Origin of the sequence: Pseudomonas sp. C5pp (assembly GCF_000814065.1) — a bacterium.
In the GTDB taxonomy this organism is placed as follows: Bacteria; Pseudomonadota; Gammaproteobacteria; order Pseudomonadales; family Pseudomonadaceae; genus Aquipseudomonas; species Aquipseudomonas asiatica.
In genome coordinates this window covers 47,910-68,275 of record NZ_JWLN01000001.1, presented here as the reverse complement: position 1 = coordinate 68,275, position 20,366 = coordinate 47,910, and the positions used below count along the sequence as shown (strand labels likewise).

Genomic DNA, 20,366 nt, shown 5'->3' with positions numbered 1-20,366 from the left:
ATCAGAAGCTGCCTTTGAGTGGGTATTCGATGATCAGGTAGATCCGGTCGATGTCATCGCCGGCCTGGGCCTGGTTGGCGCGGTGGCTGACGTGGGAAAACGACAGGCTCAGGTCCTTGGCGGCGCCCGACTGCACCACGTATTTCAGGTCGATGTCGCGCTCCCAGTGCTCGCCGCCGTCGCCGTACTGGCCCACATAGGCGCCGCCTGCCGGGGCATGGCTACCGTCGATGCCACGGCCGCTGACGTAGCGGCCCATCAGGCTCAGGCCGGGGGCGCCGAGGGTGGCGAAGTCGAGGTCGTAGCGCAGTTGCCACGAGCGCTCGCCGGGGCCGTTGAAGTCGGCGTACTTGATCGAGTTGGCCAGGTAGATGGAGTCGCCGCCGACGAAGTCGAACGGGGTATCGCCCTCGACCTTCTGGTAGGCCAGGCTCAGCGCCTGGGCGCCAAAGCTGTACCTGGCCAGCAGGCTGTAGGCGAGGGTGTCGATTGCCCCGGCACTGGCATTGCCGGTGTCGCGGGTCTTGTACAGGTTGCCGTCCAGGCGCCAGTTGCCCTCGGCCAGGTTCAGGTTGAGGTAGGCCTGGCGCCAGGTGTCCTCCAGCTGGCCTGCGTACAGTGCGCCGCCGAATGGCCCATCGGGTGCGAACGCGGCACCGGCCAGGCTGATGGCACGGTTGTCGGTGGTGGCGCCGTAGCCGCTGAAGTCATCATGGCTGGAGCTGTTGTCCTGGTTGTTGAAGGCGGTGAAGTGCCCGGCCTGCAGGCGCCAGTCGGGCAGGTCGGTGTTGTCCAGGAACCAGCCGGTGGCGTACTCCGGGTGCAGGCGTTTGTCGCTGGTGTCGAACACCGGGGTTTCAACGGTCATTTCGCCGTAGTGCAGTTGGGTGTTGCCCAGGCGCAGCTTGAGCGCGGCGCCGGCGCTGGAGTAGTCGGACTCGGCGCGGCCATCGCTGTCGCGCGGCAGCAGGCCGGTGCCGGCGTGGCCGCGGCCGCCGTCCAGCTTGAGGCCGAGAAAACCATGGGCATCGATGCCGAGGCCGAGTGTGCCCTCGGTAAAGCCGGAGCGGATTTCGCCAATGAAGCCCTGGGCCCATTCCTGGCGGTAGTTCTGGCCACTGCCGGAGGGCGAGCGGAAGTCGCTGTGCAGGAAGTAGTTGCGGCTGAGCAGCGACCAGCTGGGCTCTTCGGCCTGGCTGAGCGCCGGGCACAGGGCGAGGGTGGCGAGCAGGGCGCGGCCTGGTCCGTGGGTGGCGCGGATCATGGGGGCTCCGGGAGGGATGATCCGGGACTGTGGAGGAAGGATAGGCCAGGGGTCTTGTATGCGTGTGCTCTGGCTGGCCTTGCCTGTGCCGGCCTCTTCGCGGGTGAACCCGCTCCTACAGGTACTGCACAAACCTTGGGGCTAGTGGTGACCCTGTGGGAGCGGGTTTACCCGCGAAGAGGCCGGCACAGGCGGTAACCGGCTCAAGCCATGTCGCTGATGGCGAATTCCTCGGCCAGATGATCGATCAGCGCCCGCACCGACGGCAGCAAGCCCCGCCGCGACGGGAAGATCGCATGCACGATGCCGCAACGCGGGTGCCAGTCCGGCAACAACTCCACCAGCCGACCCGCCGCCAGGTCTTCGCGCACCGCCACCCGCGGCAGGTGCGCGATACCCACCCCGGCCACCACGAAATGGCGCAGGGCGAACAGGTCGTCCGTCACCATGCGCGGTGTGTGCGGGATGACGATGCTGTGGCTGCTGTCCTCACCCTGGAACAGCTCCCACTGGTACTCACGCTGGGCGCTGCCCCAATGCAGGCTCGGCAGCGTGCCGAGCAGCTGCGGGTCGAAGCCCTTGGGCAACTGCTCCAGGTACTGCGGCTGGCCGACCAGGCACTGGGTGCTGTTGCTCAGTACCTTCATCACCATGTCGGTGTTCTCCAGCGGCGGAAAGCGCACCCGCAGGGCGATGTCGAAGCCCTCGTGCAGCAGGTCGACGCGGCGGTTGGTGCTCTCGATGAACAGCTCCACCTGCGGGTACTTGAGCATGTAGCGGGTCAGCATCGGCCCGACCCAGGAATTGAGCAGGGTGGTCGGGCAACTGATACGCACCAGGCCGCGCGGTTCGCTGCGGTTGCGCTCGATGATCTCCGCCGCGCCCTCGGCCTCCACGCGCATGGCCAGGCAGCGGTTGTAGTAGGCCTGGCCGATCTCGGTGAGCGAACAATGGCGGCTGGTGCGGTGCAGCAGGCGCACGCCCAGGCGGTCTTCGAGATCGGCGATGCGCCGGCTTAGCTTCGACTTGGGCATGTCCAGCGCCCGGCCAGCCGGGGCGAAGCCGCCGTGCTCGACTACCTGGGTGAAGTAGTAGAGGGAGTTGAGGTCTTCCAATGATCGGTCTCCGGGTGTTTGGTTGCCTGTGCCGGCCCTTTCGCGGCTAAAGCCGCTCCTACAGGTAATGCACAGGGCTCAAGCCCGGCGCCATCCCTGTGGGAGCGGGTTTACCCGCGAAGAGGCCGGCACAGCCCCTACAAATCCATCGTTCATAAAACGGAACGCTAAAGCCAAATTCTGCTATCTACCGCCAAAAAGGTGATGATTTTAATCTGTGCCCATCAACGCGAAACACCCCCGAATGCTGAAAAATTCATAACCCTCAGGAGCACAGACCATGAGCAAATTCACCTACAACCGCCTGAACAAAGACGACGCCGCTGTCCTGCTGGTCGACCACCAGGCTGGCCTGCTGTCCCTGGTCCGTGACATCGAACCGGACAAGTTCAAGAACAACGTGCTGGCCCTGGCCGACCTGGCCAAGTTCTTCAACCTGCCGACCATCCTCACCACCAGCTTCGAACAAGGCCCGAACGGCCCGCTGGTACCAGAACTGAAAGCCCTGTTCCCGGACGCCCCCTACATCGCCCGCCCAGGCCAGATCAACGCCTGGGACAACGAAGATTTCGTCAAGGCGGTGAAGGCCACTGGCAAGAAACAGCTGATCATTGCTGGCGTGGTGACTGAGGTCTGTGTAGCGTTCCCGGCGCTGTCGGCCCTGGAAGAGGAGTTCGAAGTGTTCGTGGTGACCGATGCTTCCGGCACCTTCAACGAAATGACCCGCGATGCTGCCCATGACCGCATGAGCCGCGCCGGCGCGCAAATGATGACCTGGTTCGGCGTGGCCTGTGAGCTGCACCGCGACTGGCGCAACGACATCGAAGGGCTGGCGGCGCTGTGCTCCAACCACATTCCGGATTATCGCAACCTGATTACCAGCTACAACGCGTTGACTGCGGGTAAGTAACAGCCCGTTAGTTGAATGCAAAAAGGCCGGCTCCCTCTGTAGGGAGCTGGCCTTTTTTGTTTGCTGCGCTGGCCCTTTCGCGGGTAAACCCGCTCCCACAGGTACTGCACAGTTTCAGCGCCTGTGGTGATCCATGTGGGAGCGGGTTCACCCGCGAAGAGGCCAGCAAAGACAACATCAATTCATGGGCTGCGACTCAATCCCATCCAGCAATGCCTCAACCAACCCTTCCGCCATTTCGACTGCATTCAGGTTGCTCCAGAACAGACTCTTGCCGGTTTCATCCAGGTGTTCCAGGGCTTTGTAGCCACAGTCGTAGGCGCCGCGCAGGTACTGGGCGACATGCACTAGGGCGTCGTGGGCAGAGACGCCTGGGTTTACTGTGAACAAAGGTGGATGGCCGGCATCGCAGCGGCTGAAAGCGCGTTGTGTGGTGCTGGGGAGGGGTGGATTGGGGACGATTCTTTTCATGGCAATTCCTTCTCTCGGGTTGAACTGCAACCACCCGTTTCCACGCAGAAGGCGGCAGTTGTGCGCGGGGTGGAAAACCGGTGAGAAGGCAAGCCGGTAGGCCAAAAGGCCTCACGCGCACAACTGCCATAACGGCAGCCCTTCATCACATCCGGGTTTCCACACCCGATCGCTGAACCGACAGCGACCCGGCAAGCCTAGAGAGCAGGCTTTCCCCGGACAATCAGACGGGCTTCGACACGGTGCGTAGGATAATTCGTCAGATGGTATGGCTGAGTAGGAAATGGCTCGCAACGAAGTAGGATGCTGCTGATATTTTTGTGCACTGGGTCCGCTGCGCGGCCCTTCGCGGGCACGCCCGCTCCCACAGGAGTGCGCAAGCCTGGCAAGCGGTGCAGTACCTGTGGGAGCGGGCATGCCCGCGAAGGGCTGCATAGCAGCCCCAGTTGTGGGAAGGATCAGGAACGCTCTGACAATGCGGTCAGACGTTGCGACCTGATGTCTAGGGCTGAAAGGGAGGAGCATTGGGAAGCCAATCTAGGAGATTTCAAATGTCCCTCTATAACCCACCGCATCCGGGAGAGTCGCTGCTCTGCGACGTATTGCCAGCTATCGAAATGACTATTTCGGAACTAGCCCAGCACCTTGATTATCCACAGCCACAATTGGCTGCTGTACTTAATGGGCATGCCGCCATTTCAGCAGACCTTGCTTATCGCCTTGAGTTGGCGGGCCTCGGTGATGCCCGCCAGTATCTTGCGGAGCAGGCTGCTTATGATCTCTGGCAGGCCGCGCACCGTGAGCACCCGCAAATAGTACGGCTAGTGTTTGCCTGATAGCTCAATCCGCATCCGAATCAAACAACCGCTCCAACTCCGCCCGGGCCTCCTTGGCCGTCTGCATCACCTTGGCCCGGTCATCACGCACCTGCCCCTGGGCCACCAGCACTTCTTCGTCATGCTGGGTAAACCGCGCAATCCGGTCCGCCGCCTGCGCCTCGCTCAACCCCAAACCCACCAATGCCCGGCGGGTCATCTCCAGGCTGGAGTAGAACGTCTCGCGAATCGGCTCGGCGCCGACATCCGCCAACTTGTGCACATGCTGGCGGTTACGCGCGCGGGCCAGCACTTTCAGGTGCGGGTACAGGCGTTTCACCCGTTCCGCCGTGTGAATGGCAGCTTCCGGGTCATCGATGGTGATGATGAAGTATTCCGCCTCGCCCACCTTGGCCGCATGCAGCACCTCGGGGCGAAGCGGGTCGCCGTAGAACACGGGTACCTGTTCGAACATACGGGTCATCTCGATGGTGTCCACCGAGGTTTCCAGGGCAATGAACGGAATCTTCTGTGCCCGCAGGATGCGCGCGACGATCTGGCCCATGCGGCCCATGCCAACGATCACCACCCGTGGCGTGTCAGCCTGGATCTGCTTGTAATGCTCCGGCACCTCACGCGCTAGTTGCGGGCGCTTGAGGGCGTGGGCGCAGCCAATCATCAGCAGCGGGGTAATGGCCATCGACAGGGTGATGGTCATCAGCAGCAGGTCGTAGGTCTGGGTGTCGAACAGGCCTTGGTCCTTGCCCAGCTTGAATACCACGAAGGCAAATTCGCCACCGGCAGCCAGCACCATGCCCAGGCGCAGGGCGCTGGCGCTGTTCAGGCCACCGGCCAGGCGCCCGACGCCGATCAGCAGTACCAGCTTCACGGCCACCAGCAGCAGGGTCAGGCCCAGCACCACCAAAGGCATTTCCAGCAGCAGGCGCAGGTTGGCGCCCATGCCGACGCTGATGAAGAACAGCCCCAGCAGCAGGCCCTTGAACGGTTCGATCTGCGATTCCAGCTCGTGGCGGTATTCCGAGTCGGCCAGCAGCAGGCCGGCGAGGAAGGCACCCAGGGCCATGGAAATGCCGGCTTCTTCCATCAGCCAGGCAGTGCCGATCACAACCAGCAGCGCGGTGGCGGTGGACACTTCCGGCAGGCCGGTGCGGGCCACGGTGCGGAACACCGGGCGCAGCAGGTAGCGGCCACCGACGATGACCACGGCGATGCTGGCGAACACCTTCAGGCCATGCTCCAGGCTGTCGCCGTGGCTGGTGTCCGGGCCACTAGCGGCCAGCAGCGGAACCAATGCGATCAGTGGGATGGCGGCGATGTCCTGGAACAGCAGGATGGCGAACGCCAGGCGGCCGTGCGGGGCGTTGAGCTGCTTGCTTTCGGCCAGGCTCTGCAGGCCAAGGGCAGTGGACGACAGCGCCAGGCCCAGACCGAGCACGATGGCCGCCGGTAGCGTCTGGCTGAAGCCGAACAGGGCGATGGCGCCGATCAGCGCACCGGTCAGCAGCACCTGGGCGGTGCCGACGCCGAATACGGACTTGCGCATCAGCCACAGGCGCTTGGGCGACAGCTCGAGGCCGATGATGAACAGCAGCAGGACCACGCCCAGCTCGGAAATGTGCGCCACGCTTTCGGTATCGCGGATCAGGCCCAGCGCCTGCGGGCCAATGATCACGCCGGCGAGCAGGTAACCGAGCACGGCCCCCAGGTGCAGGCGCTTGGCCAGGGGGACGGCGAGGACAGCGGCGAGCAGGAAGATCACCGCGGTTTGCAGAAGGCTGCCTTCGTGTGGCATTGGCTCGTACTCCATGAGCTGCCGGGGCAGCGTTAGATCAGTTTGGCGGACAATTCTGGGCAATGTGGGAGTGCCAGACAATCTGCTGTGAGGAAGACACATTGTCCTGAATCAGGTGACAGTCGCGCTGGTCTCTTCGCGGGTGAACCCGCTCCCACAGGTACAGCGGTGTCTTCAAGCCTGCGCAACACCTGTGGGAGCGGGTTCACCCGCGAAGAGGCCGGCACAGGAAATCTGCATACTCAACTGCCACCAAACTGCGCCCGATACTGCGCCGGCGTCATGCCAATCCGCTCGCAGAAAACCTTGCGCAAATGCCGGTCACTGCCAAAACCGCACTGCGTCGCCACCACTTTCAATGGCAGGTCGCTGCTTTCCAGCAGCTTGCGCGCGCGGTCGATGCGTGCGTTCTGCAAGTATTGCAGCGGCGTGATGCCCACCTCGCGCTGAAAGGTGCGGGCGAAGTTGCGCCCACTCATGGCTACCAGGTCGGCCATCTTCTGCACAGTGAAGCCTTGCTCGATATGGTCGACGATATACGCCTGCACCCGTGCAATCGGCGAATCATCCCGCGGTACAGCCGCCAGCAGTGGCCCGTAGGGTGTCTGCCCGCCCTGGCGATGGCGGGCGACCAGCAGCACCTTGGCCACTTCCAGGGCCAGCGCCTTGCCGTGGTCCTCGGCCACCACTGCCAGTGCCAGGTCGATGCCTGCGGTGATGCCGCCCGAGGTAATCAGGCAACGGTCGATCACGTAGATCTGCTCGGTCTCGACCTTCGCCTCGGGGAACGCTTGTGCCAGGCGCTCCACGTAGTTCCAGTGGGTGGTGCAGCGAAAGCCGTCCAGCAGCCCGGCCCGGCCCAGCAGGAATACCCCAGTGCATATTGCACCAAAGCGTTTGGCCCGGCGCACGGCCTGGGGCAGCCAGCGTTCGATGCCTGACAGGGCGACGTCATAGGCGCCCGGGCCGCCTGGCACCAGCAACAGGTCGACGGCTTCCGGCAAATCCTCCAGACGCAGGTCGGCTACCACTTTCAACCCGCAGGAGCCGCGCACCGCTGCTTGCCCTTCGGCCAGGGTCAGCAGCCGGTACTTCCGCTCGGCAGGAAGGAAGCGGTTAGCAATGGCAAACGCGTCCATGGGCCCTGTCACGTCCAGCAACAACACATCATTGAACAACACCATGGCCACGGTGCGGTGGGCGGGTTTTTCCTGCATCGCTCTTATGCCTTGAATGCCGGCCGCCACCAGCGGCCCGAAGCTGAATACGAAACGCATCTTAAGGTATCGGCAAAACCGTCAGGGCCAGCAGCGCGCAATTAACAACAATTCAGGTTTGGCTCAGGACTTTGTCATGTGCCGGAGGCGAGACTTTCTGCATTGAACAGGAGAGCCGCCATGCACCCCGGGACGCCCCAAGCGCCGCTGCAAACCCCCGGCGCACTGACGCCGGCGCGCTTGCGCCGGGCCAAGGAACTGATGTTGCACAGCCCGTTGTCGATCATCGAAATCGCCGGGTTATGCAACCTCACCCGCAGCCACTTCTCGCGCGCGTTCAAGGTCAACACCGGCCTCTCGCCCCAGGCGTGGCGCCTGCTGGCACGCATGGAAAAGGCCAAGCGCCTGCTCGCCACCGAGGCGCCGATCACCCACGTGAGCCTGGAATGCGGCTTCTGCGACCAGGCCCATTTCACCCGCGCCTTCAGCCGCCTGGTCGGCCAGCCGCCCAAGGCCTGGCGCCAGGCGCAGGCCCATCCTTAAGCCGAACCTATCCGCCGGTATAGCCCCTTGTGGACAGTGCCGGCCCGTTTTCCCAACCCAAGGAGTCACCCCGATGAGCCAACCCGATTACAAGCGCCTGAACAAAGACGACGCCGTGGTGCTGCTGGTCGACCACCAGACTGGCCTGATTTCGTTGGTGCAGGACTTCTCGCCCAACGAGTTCAAGAACAACGTGCTGGCCCTGGGCGACCTGGCCAAGTTCTTCGGCCTGCCGACCATCCTCACCACCAGCTTCGAGCAAGGCCCGAACGGCCCGCTGGTGCCCGAGCTGAAAGAGATGTTCCCGGATGCGCCGTACATTGCCCGCCCTGGCCAGATCAACGCCTGGGACAACGAAGACTTCGTCAAGGCGATCAAGGCCACTGGTCGCAAGCAGCTGATCATCGCAGGCGTGGTGACCGATGTGTGCGTGGCGTTCCCGACCCTGTCGGCGCTGGCGGAAGGTTTTGAAGTGTTCGTGGTGACCGATGCTTCGGGCACCTTCAACGAAACCGTGCAGCAGGCGGCCTGGGTGCGCATGACCCAGGCGGGTGCACAGATGATGAACTGGTTCTCGGTGGCCTGTGAGCTGCACCGCGACTGGCGTAATGACATCGAAGGGTTGGGTAACCTGCTGTCGCAGCGCATTCCCAACTACCGCAACCTGATGAACAGCTATGCGGCCCTGAGCGCCCGTTGATGTAAACCTGTACCGGCCCTTTCGCGGGTGAACCCGCTCCCACAAGAACCGTGCAGTTCTCAGGCTGTACACTATCCCTGTGGGAGCGGGTTCACCCGCGAAAGGGCCGGTACAGGCTCAAGAAGGATTCACAGGCAGCGTAAAGCGAATCCGACACCCCCCCAGCTCTGACACCAGCGCCTGCAACTGCCCACCATGGGCCTGCACCACCGAGTTGCAGATCGCCAAGCCCATCCCCATGCCGCCGATCTTGGTGGTATGAAACGCATCGAACACTCGCTCGCGCTCATCCGCTGCAATTCCCGGCCCGTTGTCGTCCACGCAGATTTCCACCTCATTCCCGACCACCGCCGACGCAATCCGCAGCACCCCGTCGCTGCGATACCCCGCCAGCGCCTCCAGGCCATTGGTAATCAGGTTGAACACCAACTGCTGCAACTGCACCGGGTCGGCCATCACGCTCACCCCCGCCTGCAAGCGCATCTGCACGTCCACCGGGCCCTTGGCGGCATCGGCCGATGTAAGGCGCACCACTTCGCGGATCAACTCGTCCAGCTTCACCACCTTGAGTTGCATCGGCGACTGTTTGGCCAGCGAGCGTAGCGCACGCACGATGTTGGCGGCCCGTTCGCTGTCGTTGCGTATATCTTCCAGGCCGGCAATCGCCTCTTCCAGGTCGGGCTTGGCGCGTTTCAACCAGCGCAGGCTGGCAGCGGCGTTGGAGGCTATGCCCAGCAGCGGCTGGCTGATCTCATGGGCGATGGACGCGGACAGCTCGTTCATCACCTGCAAGTGCGACGTGCGCGCCAATTCCGCGCGGGAGCGGCGCAACTCGGTCTCCATCTGGGCGCGGGTCTGGTTGTCTTCGGCCAGGCGTGTGTAGAACTTGGCGGTTTGCAGCGACACCGCCGCCTGTGAGGCGAGTATTTCCAGCATGGCCAGGCGCTGGCCGCCGAACAGGTTCGGCACCAGGCGGTTTTCCAGGTACACCAGGCCGATCAGCACGCCCTGGATCACCAGCGGCAGGCACAGCACCGAACGGGCCTTGCGCGCGTGCAACTGCTGGCGGAAGGCCTCGGGGCAATCGCTCTGGGCATCGTTGAGCACCAGGGGCTTCTTGGTGCGCATGGTGGCGTTGATGATCGACAGCGGTGCCTGGGTCATGAACTTCTGGCAGTCGTCCATGCTCACGTGCAGCCCGGCGTCGTCGATGTAGGCGAGGGCAGCCATCTGGAATTCGGCACCGCTGACGATCAGCAGCGCACCGTGGTCGGCGCCGGAATGCTGGGTCAGGTGGCCCATCAGGGTTTCGATAAGGCCTTCGAGCAGCACTTCCTCGGACAGCGCCCGTGCTGCCTCGATGCCGGCTTCCAGGTCGAGCTTGGCCTGGTGGGTTGCGCGTTGGCTTTCCTGGATTGGCTGGGTGCGCAGGAACGGGTGCAACGCCTCCAGCTGGTGCACCTTGCCGGTCGCGCCCCAGATATGGAAACAGTCGCGGGCGATGCGCAGGTGCAGGTTGGCGCCGGAGATCAGGCCGCTGGGGATGCATACCTCGGCCAGCTGTTCGTGGGCCAGCGCCTGCTCGTGGATGAAACCGGCGGCGGTGGCGGCGATCTGTGCCTGGTCGAAGCAGCGGATTGCGGCCAGGCCGTCGCCTTCGAGCTTGGCGATCACGCCTTCGATCAGCAACAGCTTGTTGCGGAAGGTGGCCGGGTTGAAGCCGGCCCAGCGGTCGAAGCGCTCGCGCAGGGCGTGTAGCTCGCGCAGCTTGTCGGCAAGGCTGCCAATGGCCTCGGGGCTGCCCAGGGCCAGGCCGCGGAATAGGTGATAGTCGGCCAGGTTGATGTGCGCTGGTACCGCCCAGGTGTTGTCCCCGGCCAGTGCCAGGTTGCGCATGGCCTGCGGGATGTTACCCAGGTAGAAGTCGCCCATGCCGGCCATGAGGTATTGGAAGAACCGCGTGGTGGGCGATTTCGAGGCTGTGGCCGAGGCCGGGCAGGGCGTGCCGCTCAATTTGGCGACGAACGCTTGCTGGGCCTGCAGGATCTGCTCGATGTCGCGGTAACCGTAGCGACGCACGGTGGCCAGGCCTTGCGCCAGTTCCTCCACCACGTCCGGCAGGTAGCGGCCCATGAACAGCGAATCGGAAACCAGGTGGTTGCAGGCATAGCAGCTCATCGCCAGGTCGCCGCTCAGGCGCCCCGAGTCGACCGCATCCAGTGCGGTACGGCGGGCGAACTCCATGGGCGAGGTCCAGGCGCTGACCTGGTCCAGGGCCAGCAGCGCGCTGGTCAAGTCAGCGTCGAAACCGTGCCGCTCTATCAGCTTGAGCGCAGCCAGGCAGCAAGCGTGGCCATCATGGTAGGCGCCGAAGCGCTCGGCAATCATCACCCCGTACCAGGCCATGCCGTAGGTGCTGCCCGGGGCGACGCCGTGCAGCAGTGACAGCTCCATGAGCTTGGCCAGGTGCAGGAAGCAGATGTCGTCCTTTACGAAAAACGATGACGACAGGGTGGCCAGCAGACTGATGGCAACTGTCACTTCCTCCGAATCGGTGCGCTGCAGCGATTCCAGGCAGTGTCGGCCTTTCTGTTCGACCAAGATCTGTACATGGGCATGACTGGCTTCGACCTGTTGCCAGTCGACACCTCGCACCGGGCTCATACCCAGCAAGTCCAGGCCGGAAATGGCGCTGTCGATGGCCGCCTGATAGTCGCCGCGCAAGGTGTACAGCAGCGCCTGCAGGCGGCATACCCGCGCCTGGTCCAACGCCGAGCGCGCGCGCAGGCGGCATTCAGTGATGCGGGCCTCGGCCGCGACCATTCGCGACAGTTGCATGTCGCACTCGGTGGCCATGCAGGCGATGGCAAAGCCATGCGTGGCGCGGCTTTCCAGCGTTGCGCCGCGCTGCAGCAACTGCTCGGCCGTGTGCAGGTAGCCAGCCGATTGTTCGAATGCGCCGCCATCGCGTGCGCGTGCTGCTGCCTCGCGTAAAAGCTGCAGAAAAGCTTCGCAGTCATCCGCTGCAAACCCGCATGGACTGGCGCGTTGCAGCTGGTTGGCAAGCTCGAACAGTACCTCGTGCAGGCGCCTCGGCCAGGCCTGGCGCATGGCCTGGGCAATACGTGCATGCAGTTGGGCACGTGCGCGCGCTGGCGTGAGAGCGTACGCAGCTTCCATCACCCGTTCATGGGCGAAGCCCAGGCCGTTCTGGCCCGGTTGCAGGAAACCCGCGCCAATCAAGGCTTTCAACGGCTCGCCGGGCGCGTGAGAGAGTACCTGGTGAAGCAGGCGTTCATCACAGCGGCTGCCAGCCGCACTGACCACCCGCAGCAGGTCGCGCTGCGGCTCGGGCAGGCGCGCCAGGCGGTGGATCATCAGGTCGGCAACATTGTCGGAATAGCGGTGGCGGGCCACGGCCTGCAGGCACCATGACCAGCGCATGGCCTGGGTATCGAAGGTGAACAGCTGGTCCTCGACCATGGCCCGGAGGATCTGATTGATGAAGAACGGATTGCCCGCAGTCTTGTCGTGTACCAGTTCGGCCACCTGCAATGCGTCCTCGGGGCCGACGTGGTAGCGCTCGCCGATCAACTCGGTCACCGCGCTCACCGCCAGGGGCCGCAGGTTCAGCGTGGTGCTGCGCACCGCTGCGGGCAGGGCAAGGGGTGTACTGCTGGCTGGCGCATCACTGCGCCGGGCGAAGATCAGCAACAGGTTGCCGGGCGCGTGAGCCAGAAGTTGCGCCAGCAGTTGCTGGCTGGAGTCGTCGACCCAATGCATGTCATCGAAGAACAGCACCAGCGACTGGTCGGGGCGGCTGAATACCTGCAGGAATTCGACGATCGCCCGCAGCTCCTTCTGCAGCGCCAGACGTGTGGGCTTGGCCGGCAACTCGGGCAAGGGGCCGAGGATCAGTTGCAGGTCTGGTGCCAGCTTGCCGAGCAGCCGGCCGTGGCCTTTGATACGGCGCAGAATCTCGTAGCGCAAGGCGTCGAGGTCCCGGCTGTTCTTGGCTAGCAACTGGGTGGTCAGCGCGCCGAGAATTTCGACCCAGGGCGCGTAGGGCACGGCCTGGGCAACGCCGTTGCACTTGCCGATGGCCCAGTAACCCTGGGCGTTGGCCCTGAGCGCTGCCTCGACCAGGCTCGACTTGCCCATGCCCGTAGCCCCATTGATGAACAGGGCTTGTGGCTTGCTGTCACGGCGCTGTGCCTTGAGCAGCAGGGCGATGGCCTTCTGTTCGGCACTGCGGCCATACAGGCGTGCGCGGTCGGGCGTCATCGGGTCGGCACAGCCTGGTTCGAAGGCATCCATGGACTTGCTGGCGGCCCACTGTCGCTGGCAATAGGCCAAGTCCACCGCCAGGGCGCGAGCACTCTGGTAGCGGGCGTCCGGCTCTTTGGCCAAGGCCTTGGCCAGGATCCGGCTGAGAGGTTGCGGCACATTGCTGTCCACTTCGCAGGCCGCTCGTGGCTGCACGCCGGCATGCAGCTGGCGCCAGTGCTGGGTGTCGCGCCCGGCCAGAGGCAATTCGCCCAGCAGTAGCTGGTAAAGGATCGCGCCCAGGGCATAGATGTCGGTGCGTCGGTCGCTGCTGCTGCCGTGCGGGCAGACCTGTTCAGGCGCCAGGTAAGCCCAGTTGCCGAGCGGGGTGCCTTGTTCGCTGATCAGTTCCGCCGGGTCGGCGCGAAAGCAGCCCAGTCGCACTCGCTGGTCCGCGCGCAGGCACACATGTTCGGGCTGCAGCGCGCCGTGCAGCACATTGCGTTCGTGTGCCTGGGCCAAGGCAGTGGCTGCATTCACCGCAATCTCGAGAAACGGCGCCAGGGCGGCAGGGCCCTCTGCGATAAGGTCGGCGATGGAGCGGCCGGCCGGGTACACCAGCAGGGGGCCTTCGGCCGAGCGCACGAACGCCGAGGGGATCACCGCCCATTGCGGGTCGAGTTGCAGGCGGTAGTCGCGTTCCAGGCGCTGGCAGGCGGCGGGGACCTCGCGCGGGGCGCGCACGGCGATCCATGCCTGGTCGGTGGCTGGATCGCGAAGGCGGAAGTAACTGAGTTCACCTTCCTGGCCCAGCGCGTTGATGTCGCACCGGTTCAGCCAACCCTCGTCGACGGACTGGTCGTAATCGATGGGCCTGTGGGCAAGGCGTTCATCGAGCATAAGGCACCCCTGCTAGCGACATCCTGACGCACGAGTATACGCAGCGGACCCAGCAGGGATGCGGGCTGCAGGCTGCTTGGCAGGAAAGGGTACGCTGTTGTCCGTTATCGTCCCCTGGGGGCTGGCGGGCTTTTGTATAGTCCTCAGGCCAACCTATCCCTCGGGATAATTGTCTGAAGGCGTACCCTGGCCTAGGCTGCCCTGGGCTGGGAAACGCCCGTGCCCGCGCGAGGAAGCCATGATCCGAATAGGTAATGCCCAGGTGTCGCTGGAGCGGCGCGAAGCCTTTGTTGACGGTAAGCCTGTCCTGTTGGGGGGGCGGGCATTCGAAGTGCTGGCGACGCTGATCAAGGCCAAGGGGCGGGTGGTCGACAAGGACGAGCTGTTCAGCCAGGTGTGGGCCGGCACGGTAGTCGAGGACAACAACCTGCAGGTGCAGGTGTCCTTGCTGCGCAAGGCCTTTGGCGACCGTGGCCTGATCCAGACCGTGCCACGCCGGGGCTACCGCCTGGCCGCCGAGATCAGCCTCGAGTTGCCTGGCAAGGCGGCGGGCAAATCGCCGCTGTGCGCCGCGGCCGAACCTGTCGAGTTGTTCGATGAGCACTTGAACGTGCCGGTGCTGGTGGTGGATGACGACCCGTCGGTGCGCACGGCGTTGGGCCGCCTGCTGCGCTCGCAGGACATTCCGCATCATTTGTTCGCCAGTGCCGAGGCGTTGTTCGAGGCCCGCCTGGAAACCCCCTATGCCTGCCTGTTGCTGGACATGCACCTGCCCGATACCAGCGGCCTGGAAGTCCAAGATGCGCTGCGCCGACTTGCGCTGCCCTGGCCGATCGTGTTCATGACCGGCTTCGGCACCATCCCGATGACCGTCCAGGCCATGCGTGCCGGGGCCGTGGAGTTCCTGACCAAACCGTTCGACGAAGACCAACTGCTGACACTGCTGCAGGCGGTGCGCACGCGTGCCGTGGCCGAAGGGCGCAAGTGGCACCATGCGCGGCAGGTCGAGGAAAAGTACCAGCGCCTGACCCAGCGCGAGCGTCAGGTGTTCTCGCTGGTGGTCGGTGGCCTGTCGCACAAGCAGATCGCCAGGCAGATCGGCACCAGCGAGGTGACGACCAAGGTGCACAAGAAGAACATCATGAACAAGATGCAGTCACGCTCGCTGCTTGAACTGGTGGCCATGCACAACGTTATCGGGGCGCAGCCTGAGGGCCTGGGCGGCGCATGAGCAGCACGGTGTGCATCGTTGACGACGATGCTTCGGTGCGCAAAAGCCTGGCCAACCTGCTGCGTTCGGCAGGTTTCGAGACCTTGTCTTTTGCTGCCGGGGACCTGTTCCTGGCCTCGGCACTGGCGCGGCAAGCGGGGTGTGTGCTGCTCGACCTGAGGATGCCCGGAATGAGCGGGCTGGCGGTGCAGCGCGAGCTGGCCAGGCTGGGGTGGCGGTTGCCGGTTATCTGCATGTCGGCGCACTGGGATGAAGGGGCGGTGCGGGCGGCGATGGCGCTTGGGGCGCTGGTCTGCCTGGGCAAGCCATTCTCTGAAGAGGTGCTGCTGAATGTCGTTGAAGATGCTTTGGTGGGCAGCCAGTGATGTTTTGCCTGTGCCGGCCCTTTTGCGGGCTTGCCCGCTCCCAAAGGGATCCACAACCCTTGAAACTGTGGTGACTCTTGTGGGAGCGGCCTTGTGTCGCGATGGGCTGCAAAGCAGCCCCGGCAATCTAACTGCTCCCCGGCCGGTACTGCAGGGCCTCGGCCAGATGCGCCCGGCCAATTGCCTGGTTACCTTCCAGATCCGCCAGCGTCCGCGCCACCTTCAGTAACCGGTGAGCCGCACGTAACGACAGGGTCAGCCGCTCACAGGCCCCCTCCAACCAGGCCTGGTCCGCCGCCGCCAACCCACAATGGCAGCGCAACCCCTCAAGGTCGAGAAATGCATTCGCACACCCTTGCCGCCGCTGTTGCAGTTCACGTGCCTCGGCTACCTTGGCCGCCACATCGGCACTGGTCTCGCCGCAGGGCTGGTTGTTCAGCGTGGTGCTCTCCCGGGCCACGGTCAGGTGCAGGTCGATACGGTCCAGCAATGGCCCGGACAGCTTGTTGCGATACCGCGCGATCTGCTCGGTGCTACAGCGGCAGCGGCCAGTGGGGTCGCCCAGGTAGCCGCAAGGGCAGGGGTTCATTGCCGCCACCAACTGGAAACGTGCGGGGAAGCGCACCTTGTCGCGGGCCCGGGCAATCACGATCTCGCCCGACTCCAGCGGTTCGCGCAACACTTCCAGCACGCGACGCTCGAACTCAGGTAGTTCATCCAGAAACAGCACGCCATGGTGGGCGAGGGTGATTTCGCCCGGTTGCGGCCGGCTGCTGCCGCCGACCAGTGCCGGGCCGGAGGCGGAGTGATGCGGATGGCGGAAGGGCCGCTGCGGCCAGCTGCTCAGTGGCGTATGGCCGCTGACCGACTGTATCGCCGCCACTTCCAGTGCTTCGTGCTCGTCCAGTGGTGGCAGCAGCCCCGGCAAGCGGCTGGCAAGCAAGGTCTTGCCGGTACCGGGAGGCCCGGTGAACAAAAGGTTGTGCGCCCCGGCCGCCGCTAGCAGCAGCGCACGCTTGGCCGCCAGTTGGCCCTGCACTTCGCTCAGGTCCGGGTACGGACGTTGCTGCAGGATCAGGCCGTTGGCGGCATACGGTGGCAATGGCACCTGGCCGTTCAGGTGGGCGACCAGTTCCAGCAGGTGCCCCACCGCATACACCACCAGCCCGCCTGCCAGGCTGGCTTCCTCGGCATTCTCCCGCGGCACCACCAGCGCCCGGCCTGCTTCGCGTGCCGCCAGTGCTGCGGGCAACACGCCCTGCACCGGGCGCAACTTGCCAGACAGCGCCAGTTCGCCCAGGCATTCGACCTCGGCAAGGGTGGCCGTTGGTACCTGGCCATCGGCGGCGAGGATACCCAGGGCAATTGCCAGGTCATAGCGCCCGCCATCCTTGGGCAGGTCGGCGGGGGCGAGGTTCTGGGTGATGCGCCGCTGCGGGTAGTTCAAACCGGAGTTGACGATGGCGCTGCGTACCCGGTCCTTGCTCTCTTTGACCGTGGTTTCCGGCAGACCGACCAGCGTGAGATGGGGCAAACCGTTGGCCAGGTGGGTTTCGACGCTGACCGCCGGTGCCTGCACGCCCACCTGGGCGCGGCTGTGGACGAGGGCTAGGGACATGGACGCTCCGTTGTCGCTGAAGAGGGCCGCTTCCTGCGGCTTTGCAAGAATAGCGAGCACGGCCCGGGCCGGCGAAAGAAGTGTGCGTCCTGGTTTTTCAGGCAGGGTTTTCCCCTGCATTGTCACCCCGTCAGGTTCGTGCCTGCTGTGCGCCGGAAGGGCTCAGGCGCGTACATAAACCCAGGCGGTCAGGCCCGATGCGAGCGTTACGGCCACGCGCTTGTAGTCTGCGACTTCATAGCGATCCGCCGCTGCCAGCTCTTCTTCGCTGATCTGGAAGACCATGCCGGCCACGCTGTCGTCTGTCTGGCTGCTGGGAGCGACGATAGGGTGATGGGACTTGCCGCTGGCTGCCAGCACGGCCGGGTCGGTGATCTCGACCCAGTCCTGGCGGTAGCCCAGCATGCGGTCGGCCTGGCCGCTCAGTTCGCGGCCGAAGTTGGCGAGCTGCACGGCTTTGTCCTGCAAGGTGCCGTAGGAAAACAACAGTACCGGGTATGCGCTGGAGGGTTGCATTCACTCATCCTGTGGGGTCGGGTTCAGCCGGGCTTCCAGCTCGGCCACTTGTTTTTCCAATGCCTCCAGGCGTGCGCGGGTGCGCGCCAGTACGACCATCTGGCTGTCGAATTCTTCGCGGCTGACCAGGTCCAGCTTGCTGAAGGCACCTTGCATCAGCACCTTGAACTGACTTTCCAGTTCGGCGCGGGGCTGGGCGGTATCGCTGCTGAACAGGCGCGATGCCTGGTCGCTCAGGGCATCGAGAAGGGCTTTGGGCGCGAGCATGGGGCTGTCCACTGATACTGGGAAATGGCCGGCAGTGTAACACGCATGCATGAGCATCCGGCCTCGTCGCTGGCTCCTACAGAAAGCAGCGCTCATCTGAGACTGCACATTTTTCGAGCGATGCGGCAGGTCGAAGTGCACCGAAATTGTGCATGTTTCCCATGCTGGCGACTGGCCAATCCCGACTGATTCACATAACTCCCTGTTTTCCCGAGCTTTGACGGAACTGGCAAGGTTTCTGCAAAGACCAGTGCGAGCCATGCACTGATGCAGTTCCTTGTGACCAGGCAGTGCGCACGCGGAGCCGGATGCCGACGACGCGTTACAAAGCCAACCGCTGCGCTTAGACTTGAGACGGGTTTGTTTTCCTGGGGCAAGTCCACCAAATCGGGAGAGAGTTTCATGAAGCTAGTCACAGCCATCATCAAGCCGTTCAAGCTGGACGACGTGCGCGAGTCGCTGTCGGAAATCGGCGTGCAGGGCATCACCGTCACCGAAGTCAAAGGTTTCGGTCGGCAGAAGGGCCACACCGAGCTGTATCGCGGTGCTGAATATGTGGTCGATTTCCTGCCCAAGGTGAAGATCGATGTCGCCATCGATGACAAGGACCTTGATCGGGTAATCGAAGCCATCACCAAGGCAGCCAACACCGGCAAGATCGGTGACGGCAAGATTTTCGTGGTGAATCTGGAGCAGGCGATCCGTATCCGTACCGGCGAAACCGATACCGACGCGATCTAAGCAGCAACAAAGCCTCACCAAACCCAACGCCCCAGGAGAAAACAACATGACTCTGCGTAAGATCGCAGGGCTAGGAGCCCTATTGTCCCTCGTAATGCCCGGGCTTGCCCTGGCAGAGGAAGCTGCCCCAGCGCTGAACTCCGGCGACACCGCCTGGATGCTCACCGCAACGGCGCTGGTGCTGTTCATGACCATTCCGGGCCTTGCCCTGTTCTATGGCGGCATGGTGCGATCCAAGAACGTGCTGTCGGTGATGATGCAGTGCTTTGCAATCACTGGCCTGATGAGCATTCTCTGGGTCGTCTACGGCTACAGCATGGCCTTCGATACCACTGGTATGGAAAAGGGCGTGCTCAACTTCAATTCCTTCGTCGGCGGCTTCTCCAAGGCGTTCCTCAGCGGCGTCACGCCCTCGAACCTGACCTCGGCTGCCGCGCTGTTCCCTGAAGCGGTATTCATCACCTTCCAGATGACCTTCGCCATCATCACCCCGGCGCTGATCGTCGGTGCCTTCGCCGAGCGCATGAAGTTCTCCGCGATGCTGGTGTTCATGGGCATCTGGTTCACCCTGGTCTACGCGCCGATCGCGCACATGGTCTGGAGCGGTGACGGTGCACTGATGTGGGACTGGGGCGTGCTGGACTTCGCTGGCGGCACGGTGGTGCACATCAATGCCGGTATCGCTGGCCTGGTCTGCTGCCTGGTGCTGGGCAAGCGCAAGGGCTACCCGACCACCCCGATGGCTCCGCACAACCTGGGCTATACCCTGATGGGCGCGGCCATGCTGTGGGTCGGCTGGTTCGGCTTCAACGCAGGCTCTGCCGCGGCTGCCAACGGCACCGCCGGCATGGCCATGCTGGTGACCCAGATCGCCACCGCCGCCGCGGCCCTGGGCTGGATGTTCGCCGAGTGGATCGGTCACGGTAAACCGAGCGCCCTGGGCATCGCTTCGGGTGTGGTCGCCGGCCTGGTCGCCATCACCCCGGCTGCCGGTACCGTAGGCCCCATGGGTGCCCTGGTGATCGGCCTGGTCTCGGGTGTGGTCTGCTACTTCTGCGCCACCAGCCTCAAGCGCAAGCTGGGCTATGACGACTCGCTGGACGCCTTCGGCGTGCACGGCATCGGCGGTATCGTCGGCGCCATCCTCACCGGTGTGTTCGCAGCTCCGGCGCTGGGCGGCTTCGGTGCCGTCACCGACATCGGCATGCAGGTCTGGATCCAGGCCAAGGGCGTGATCTTTACCGTGGTCTACACCGCCATCGTCACCTACGTGATTCTCAAGGTGCTTGATGTGGTGATGGGCCTGCGGGCAAGCGAAGAAGAAGAGTCGGTCGGCCTCGACCTGGCTCAGCACAACGAGCGCGGCTACAACCTGTAACCGCGACGCGGTAAAAACTTGCCCGGCTTGCCGGGCATTTTTTTGCCAGATTTTTAGCATTTCCCGCACGGCAAACGGTTTATCCGACACGTTCGCGACGTAGGCGGAAATCTTACAAAACGCAGAGCATTCATGGTGCTTTGCTTTTTCTGCTGGCGCGCTAGAATGCGCGCCGAAGGGTGTTTGACGAGTAGTCCACACGCTTCGCCAGCCTTTGCTAGGCTTGCCAATAGCGT

Annotated in this window: 17 protein-coding genes; 8 read left to right on the top strand and 9 right to left on the bottom strand. The window is 63.9% G+C overall.

Annotated features, from left to right (window positions below; all coding sequences use genetic code 11):
* Position 1: 1 nt before the first annotated feature.
* Together RR51_RS00310 and RR51_RS00305 are read right to left on the bottom strand one after the other, a co-directional pair.
* Positions 2–1,264 carry an OprD family porin gene (locus RR51_RS00310; protein WP_039612313.1) on the bottom strand — a complete coding sequence of 421 codons (1,263 nt, stop codon included), beginning with the start codon at positions 1,262–1,264 and terminating at the stop codon, positions 2–4.
* A 203-nt stretch (positions 1,265–1,467) separates the two neighbouring features.
* Entirely contained in the window at positions 1,468–2,379 is a 912-nt protein-coding gene (locus tag RR51_RS00305; RefSeq protein WP_039612312.1) for a LysR substrate-binding domain-containing protein, read from the bottom strand.
* 280 nt (positions 2,380–2,659) lie between these two features.
* Between RR51_RS00305 and ycaC (RR51_RS00300) the strand changes: the two genes are divergently transcribed.
* Entirely contained in the window at positions 2,660–3,289 is a 630-nt protein-coding gene (gene ycaC, locus RR51_RS00300; protein ID WP_013974760.1) for an isochorismate family cysteine hydrolase YcaC, read from the top strand.
* A gap of 177 nt (positions 3,290–3,466) precedes the next feature.
* Here the strand turns inward: ycaC (RR51_RS00300) and RR51_RS00295 are convergent, their stop codons facing one another.
* Positions 3,467–3,760, bottom strand: a complete 294-nt coding sequence (locus tag RR51_RS00295) for a hypothetical protein (protein ID WP_039612311.1) — start codon at positions 3,758–3,760, stop codon at positions 3,467–3,469.
* A 551-nt stretch (positions 3,761–4,311) separates the two neighbouring features.
* On the opposite strand from RR51_RS00295, the gene RR51_RS00290 reads away from it, so the two are divergent.
* Entirely contained in the window at positions 4,312–4,596 is a 285-nt protein-coding gene (locus RR51_RS00290; RefSeq protein WP_039612310.1) for a HigA family addiction module antitoxin, read from the top strand.
* A 4-nt stretch (positions 4,597–4,600) separates the two neighbouring features.
* On the opposite strand, the gene RR51_RS00285 is transcribed toward RR51_RS00290, so the two are convergent.
* Positions 4,601–6,388, bottom strand: a complete 1,788-nt coding sequence (locus tag RR51_RS00285; RefSeq protein ID WP_039612309.1) for a monovalent cation:proton antiporter-2 (CPA2) family protein — start codon at positions 6,386–6,388, stop codon at positions 4,601–4,603.
* 242 nt (positions 6,389–6,630) lie between these two features.
* On the bottom strand, positions 6,631–7,605 hold the full coding sequence (locus RR51_RS00280) for a GlxA family transcriptional regulator (protein ID WP_039612308.1): 975 nt from the start codon (positions 7,603–7,605) through the stop codon (positions 6,631–6,633).
* A 180-nt stretch (positions 7,606–7,785) separates the two neighbouring features.
* On the opposite strand from RR51_RS00280, the gene RR51_RS00275 reads away from it, so the two are divergent.
* A complete protein-coding gene (locus tag RR51_RS00275) occupies positions 7,786–8,148 on the top strand; it encodes a helix-turn-helix domain-containing protein (RefSeq protein ID WP_013974756.1) in 363 nt (120 codons plus the stop codon).
* Between the two features lie 73 nt (positions 8,149–8,221).
* Positions 8,222–8,848, top strand: a complete 627-nt coding sequence (gene ycaC / locus RR51_RS00270) for an isochorismate family cysteine hydrolase YcaC (protein ID WP_004375560.1) — start codon at positions 8,222–8,224, stop codon at positions 8,846–8,848.
* A 117-nt stretch (positions 8,849–8,965) separates the two neighbouring features.
* Here the strand turns inward: ycaC (RR51_RS00270) and RR51_RS00265 are convergent, their stop codons facing one another.
* Positions 8,966–14,014, bottom strand: coding sequence for a trifunctional serine/threonine-protein kinase/ATP-binding protein/sensor histidine kinase (locus RR51_RS00265; protein WP_039612307.1), 5,049 nt, complete (start codon positions 14,012–14,014; stop codon positions 8,966–8,968).
* Positions 14,015–14,252: 238 nt separating this feature from the next.
* Between RR51_RS00265 and RR51_RS00260 the strand changes: the two genes are divergently transcribed.
* Positions 14,253–15,245, top strand: a complete 993-nt coding sequence (locus RR51_RS00260; RefSeq protein ID WP_039612306.1) for a response regulator — start codon at positions 14,253–14,255, stop codon at positions 15,243–15,245.
* Positions 15,242–15,610 carry a response regulator transcription factor gene (locus tag RR51_RS00255; RefSeq protein WP_177328632.1) on the top strand — a complete coding sequence of 123 codons (369 nt, stop codon included), beginning with the start codon at positions 15,242–15,244 and terminating at the stop codon, positions 15,608–15,610. The genes RR51_RS00260 and RR51_RS00255 overlap by 4 nt, the downstream gene beginning before the upstream one ends.
* Before the next feature lie 127 nt (positions 15,611–15,737).
* Here the strand turns inward: RR51_RS00255 and RR51_RS00250 are convergent, their stop codons facing one another.
* From RR51_RS00250 to RR51_RS00240, 3 genes are all read right to left on the bottom strand, one after another.
* Positions 15,738–17,228: a YifB family Mg chelatase-like AAA ATPase gene (locus tag RR51_RS00250; protein ID WP_024087897.1), complete on the bottom strand. Its 1,491-nt coding sequence runs from the start codon at positions 17,226–17,228 to the stop codon at positions 15,738–15,740.
* Between the two features lie 162 nt (positions 17,229–17,390).
* Positions 17,391–17,744: a gamma-glutamylcyclotransferase family protein gene (locus RR51_RS00245; RefSeq protein ID WP_039612305.1), complete on the bottom strand. Its 354-nt coding sequence runs from the start codon at positions 17,742–17,744 to the stop codon at positions 17,391–17,393.
* The gene (locus RR51_RS00240; protein ID WP_015272255.1) at positions 17,745–18,011 is read right to left on the bottom strand and encodes an accessory factor UbiK family protein; all 267 of its coding nucleotides are present in this window, start codon (positions 18,009–18,011) and stop codon (positions 17,745–17,747) included.
* A 402-nt stretch (positions 18,012–18,413) separates the two neighbouring features.
* Here RR51_RS00240 and glnK point away from each other — a divergent pair, with 402 nt between their 5' ends.
* Both glnK and RR51_RS00230 read left to right on the top strand, forming a co-directional pair.
* Positions 18,414–18,752, top strand: coding sequence for a P-II family nitrogen regulator (gene glnK, locus RR51_RS00235; RefSeq protein ID WP_002555808.1), 339 nt, complete (start codon positions 18,414–18,416; stop codon positions 18,750–18,752).
* 46 nt (positions 18,753–18,798) lie between these two features.
* Positions 18,799–20,130 carry an ammonium transporter gene (locus RR51_RS00230; protein WP_015272254.1) on the top strand — a complete coding sequence of 444 codons (1,332 nt, stop codon included), beginning with the start codon at positions 18,799–18,801 and terminating at the stop codon, positions 20,128–20,130.
* Positions 20,131–20,366: the final 236 nt, after the last annotated feature.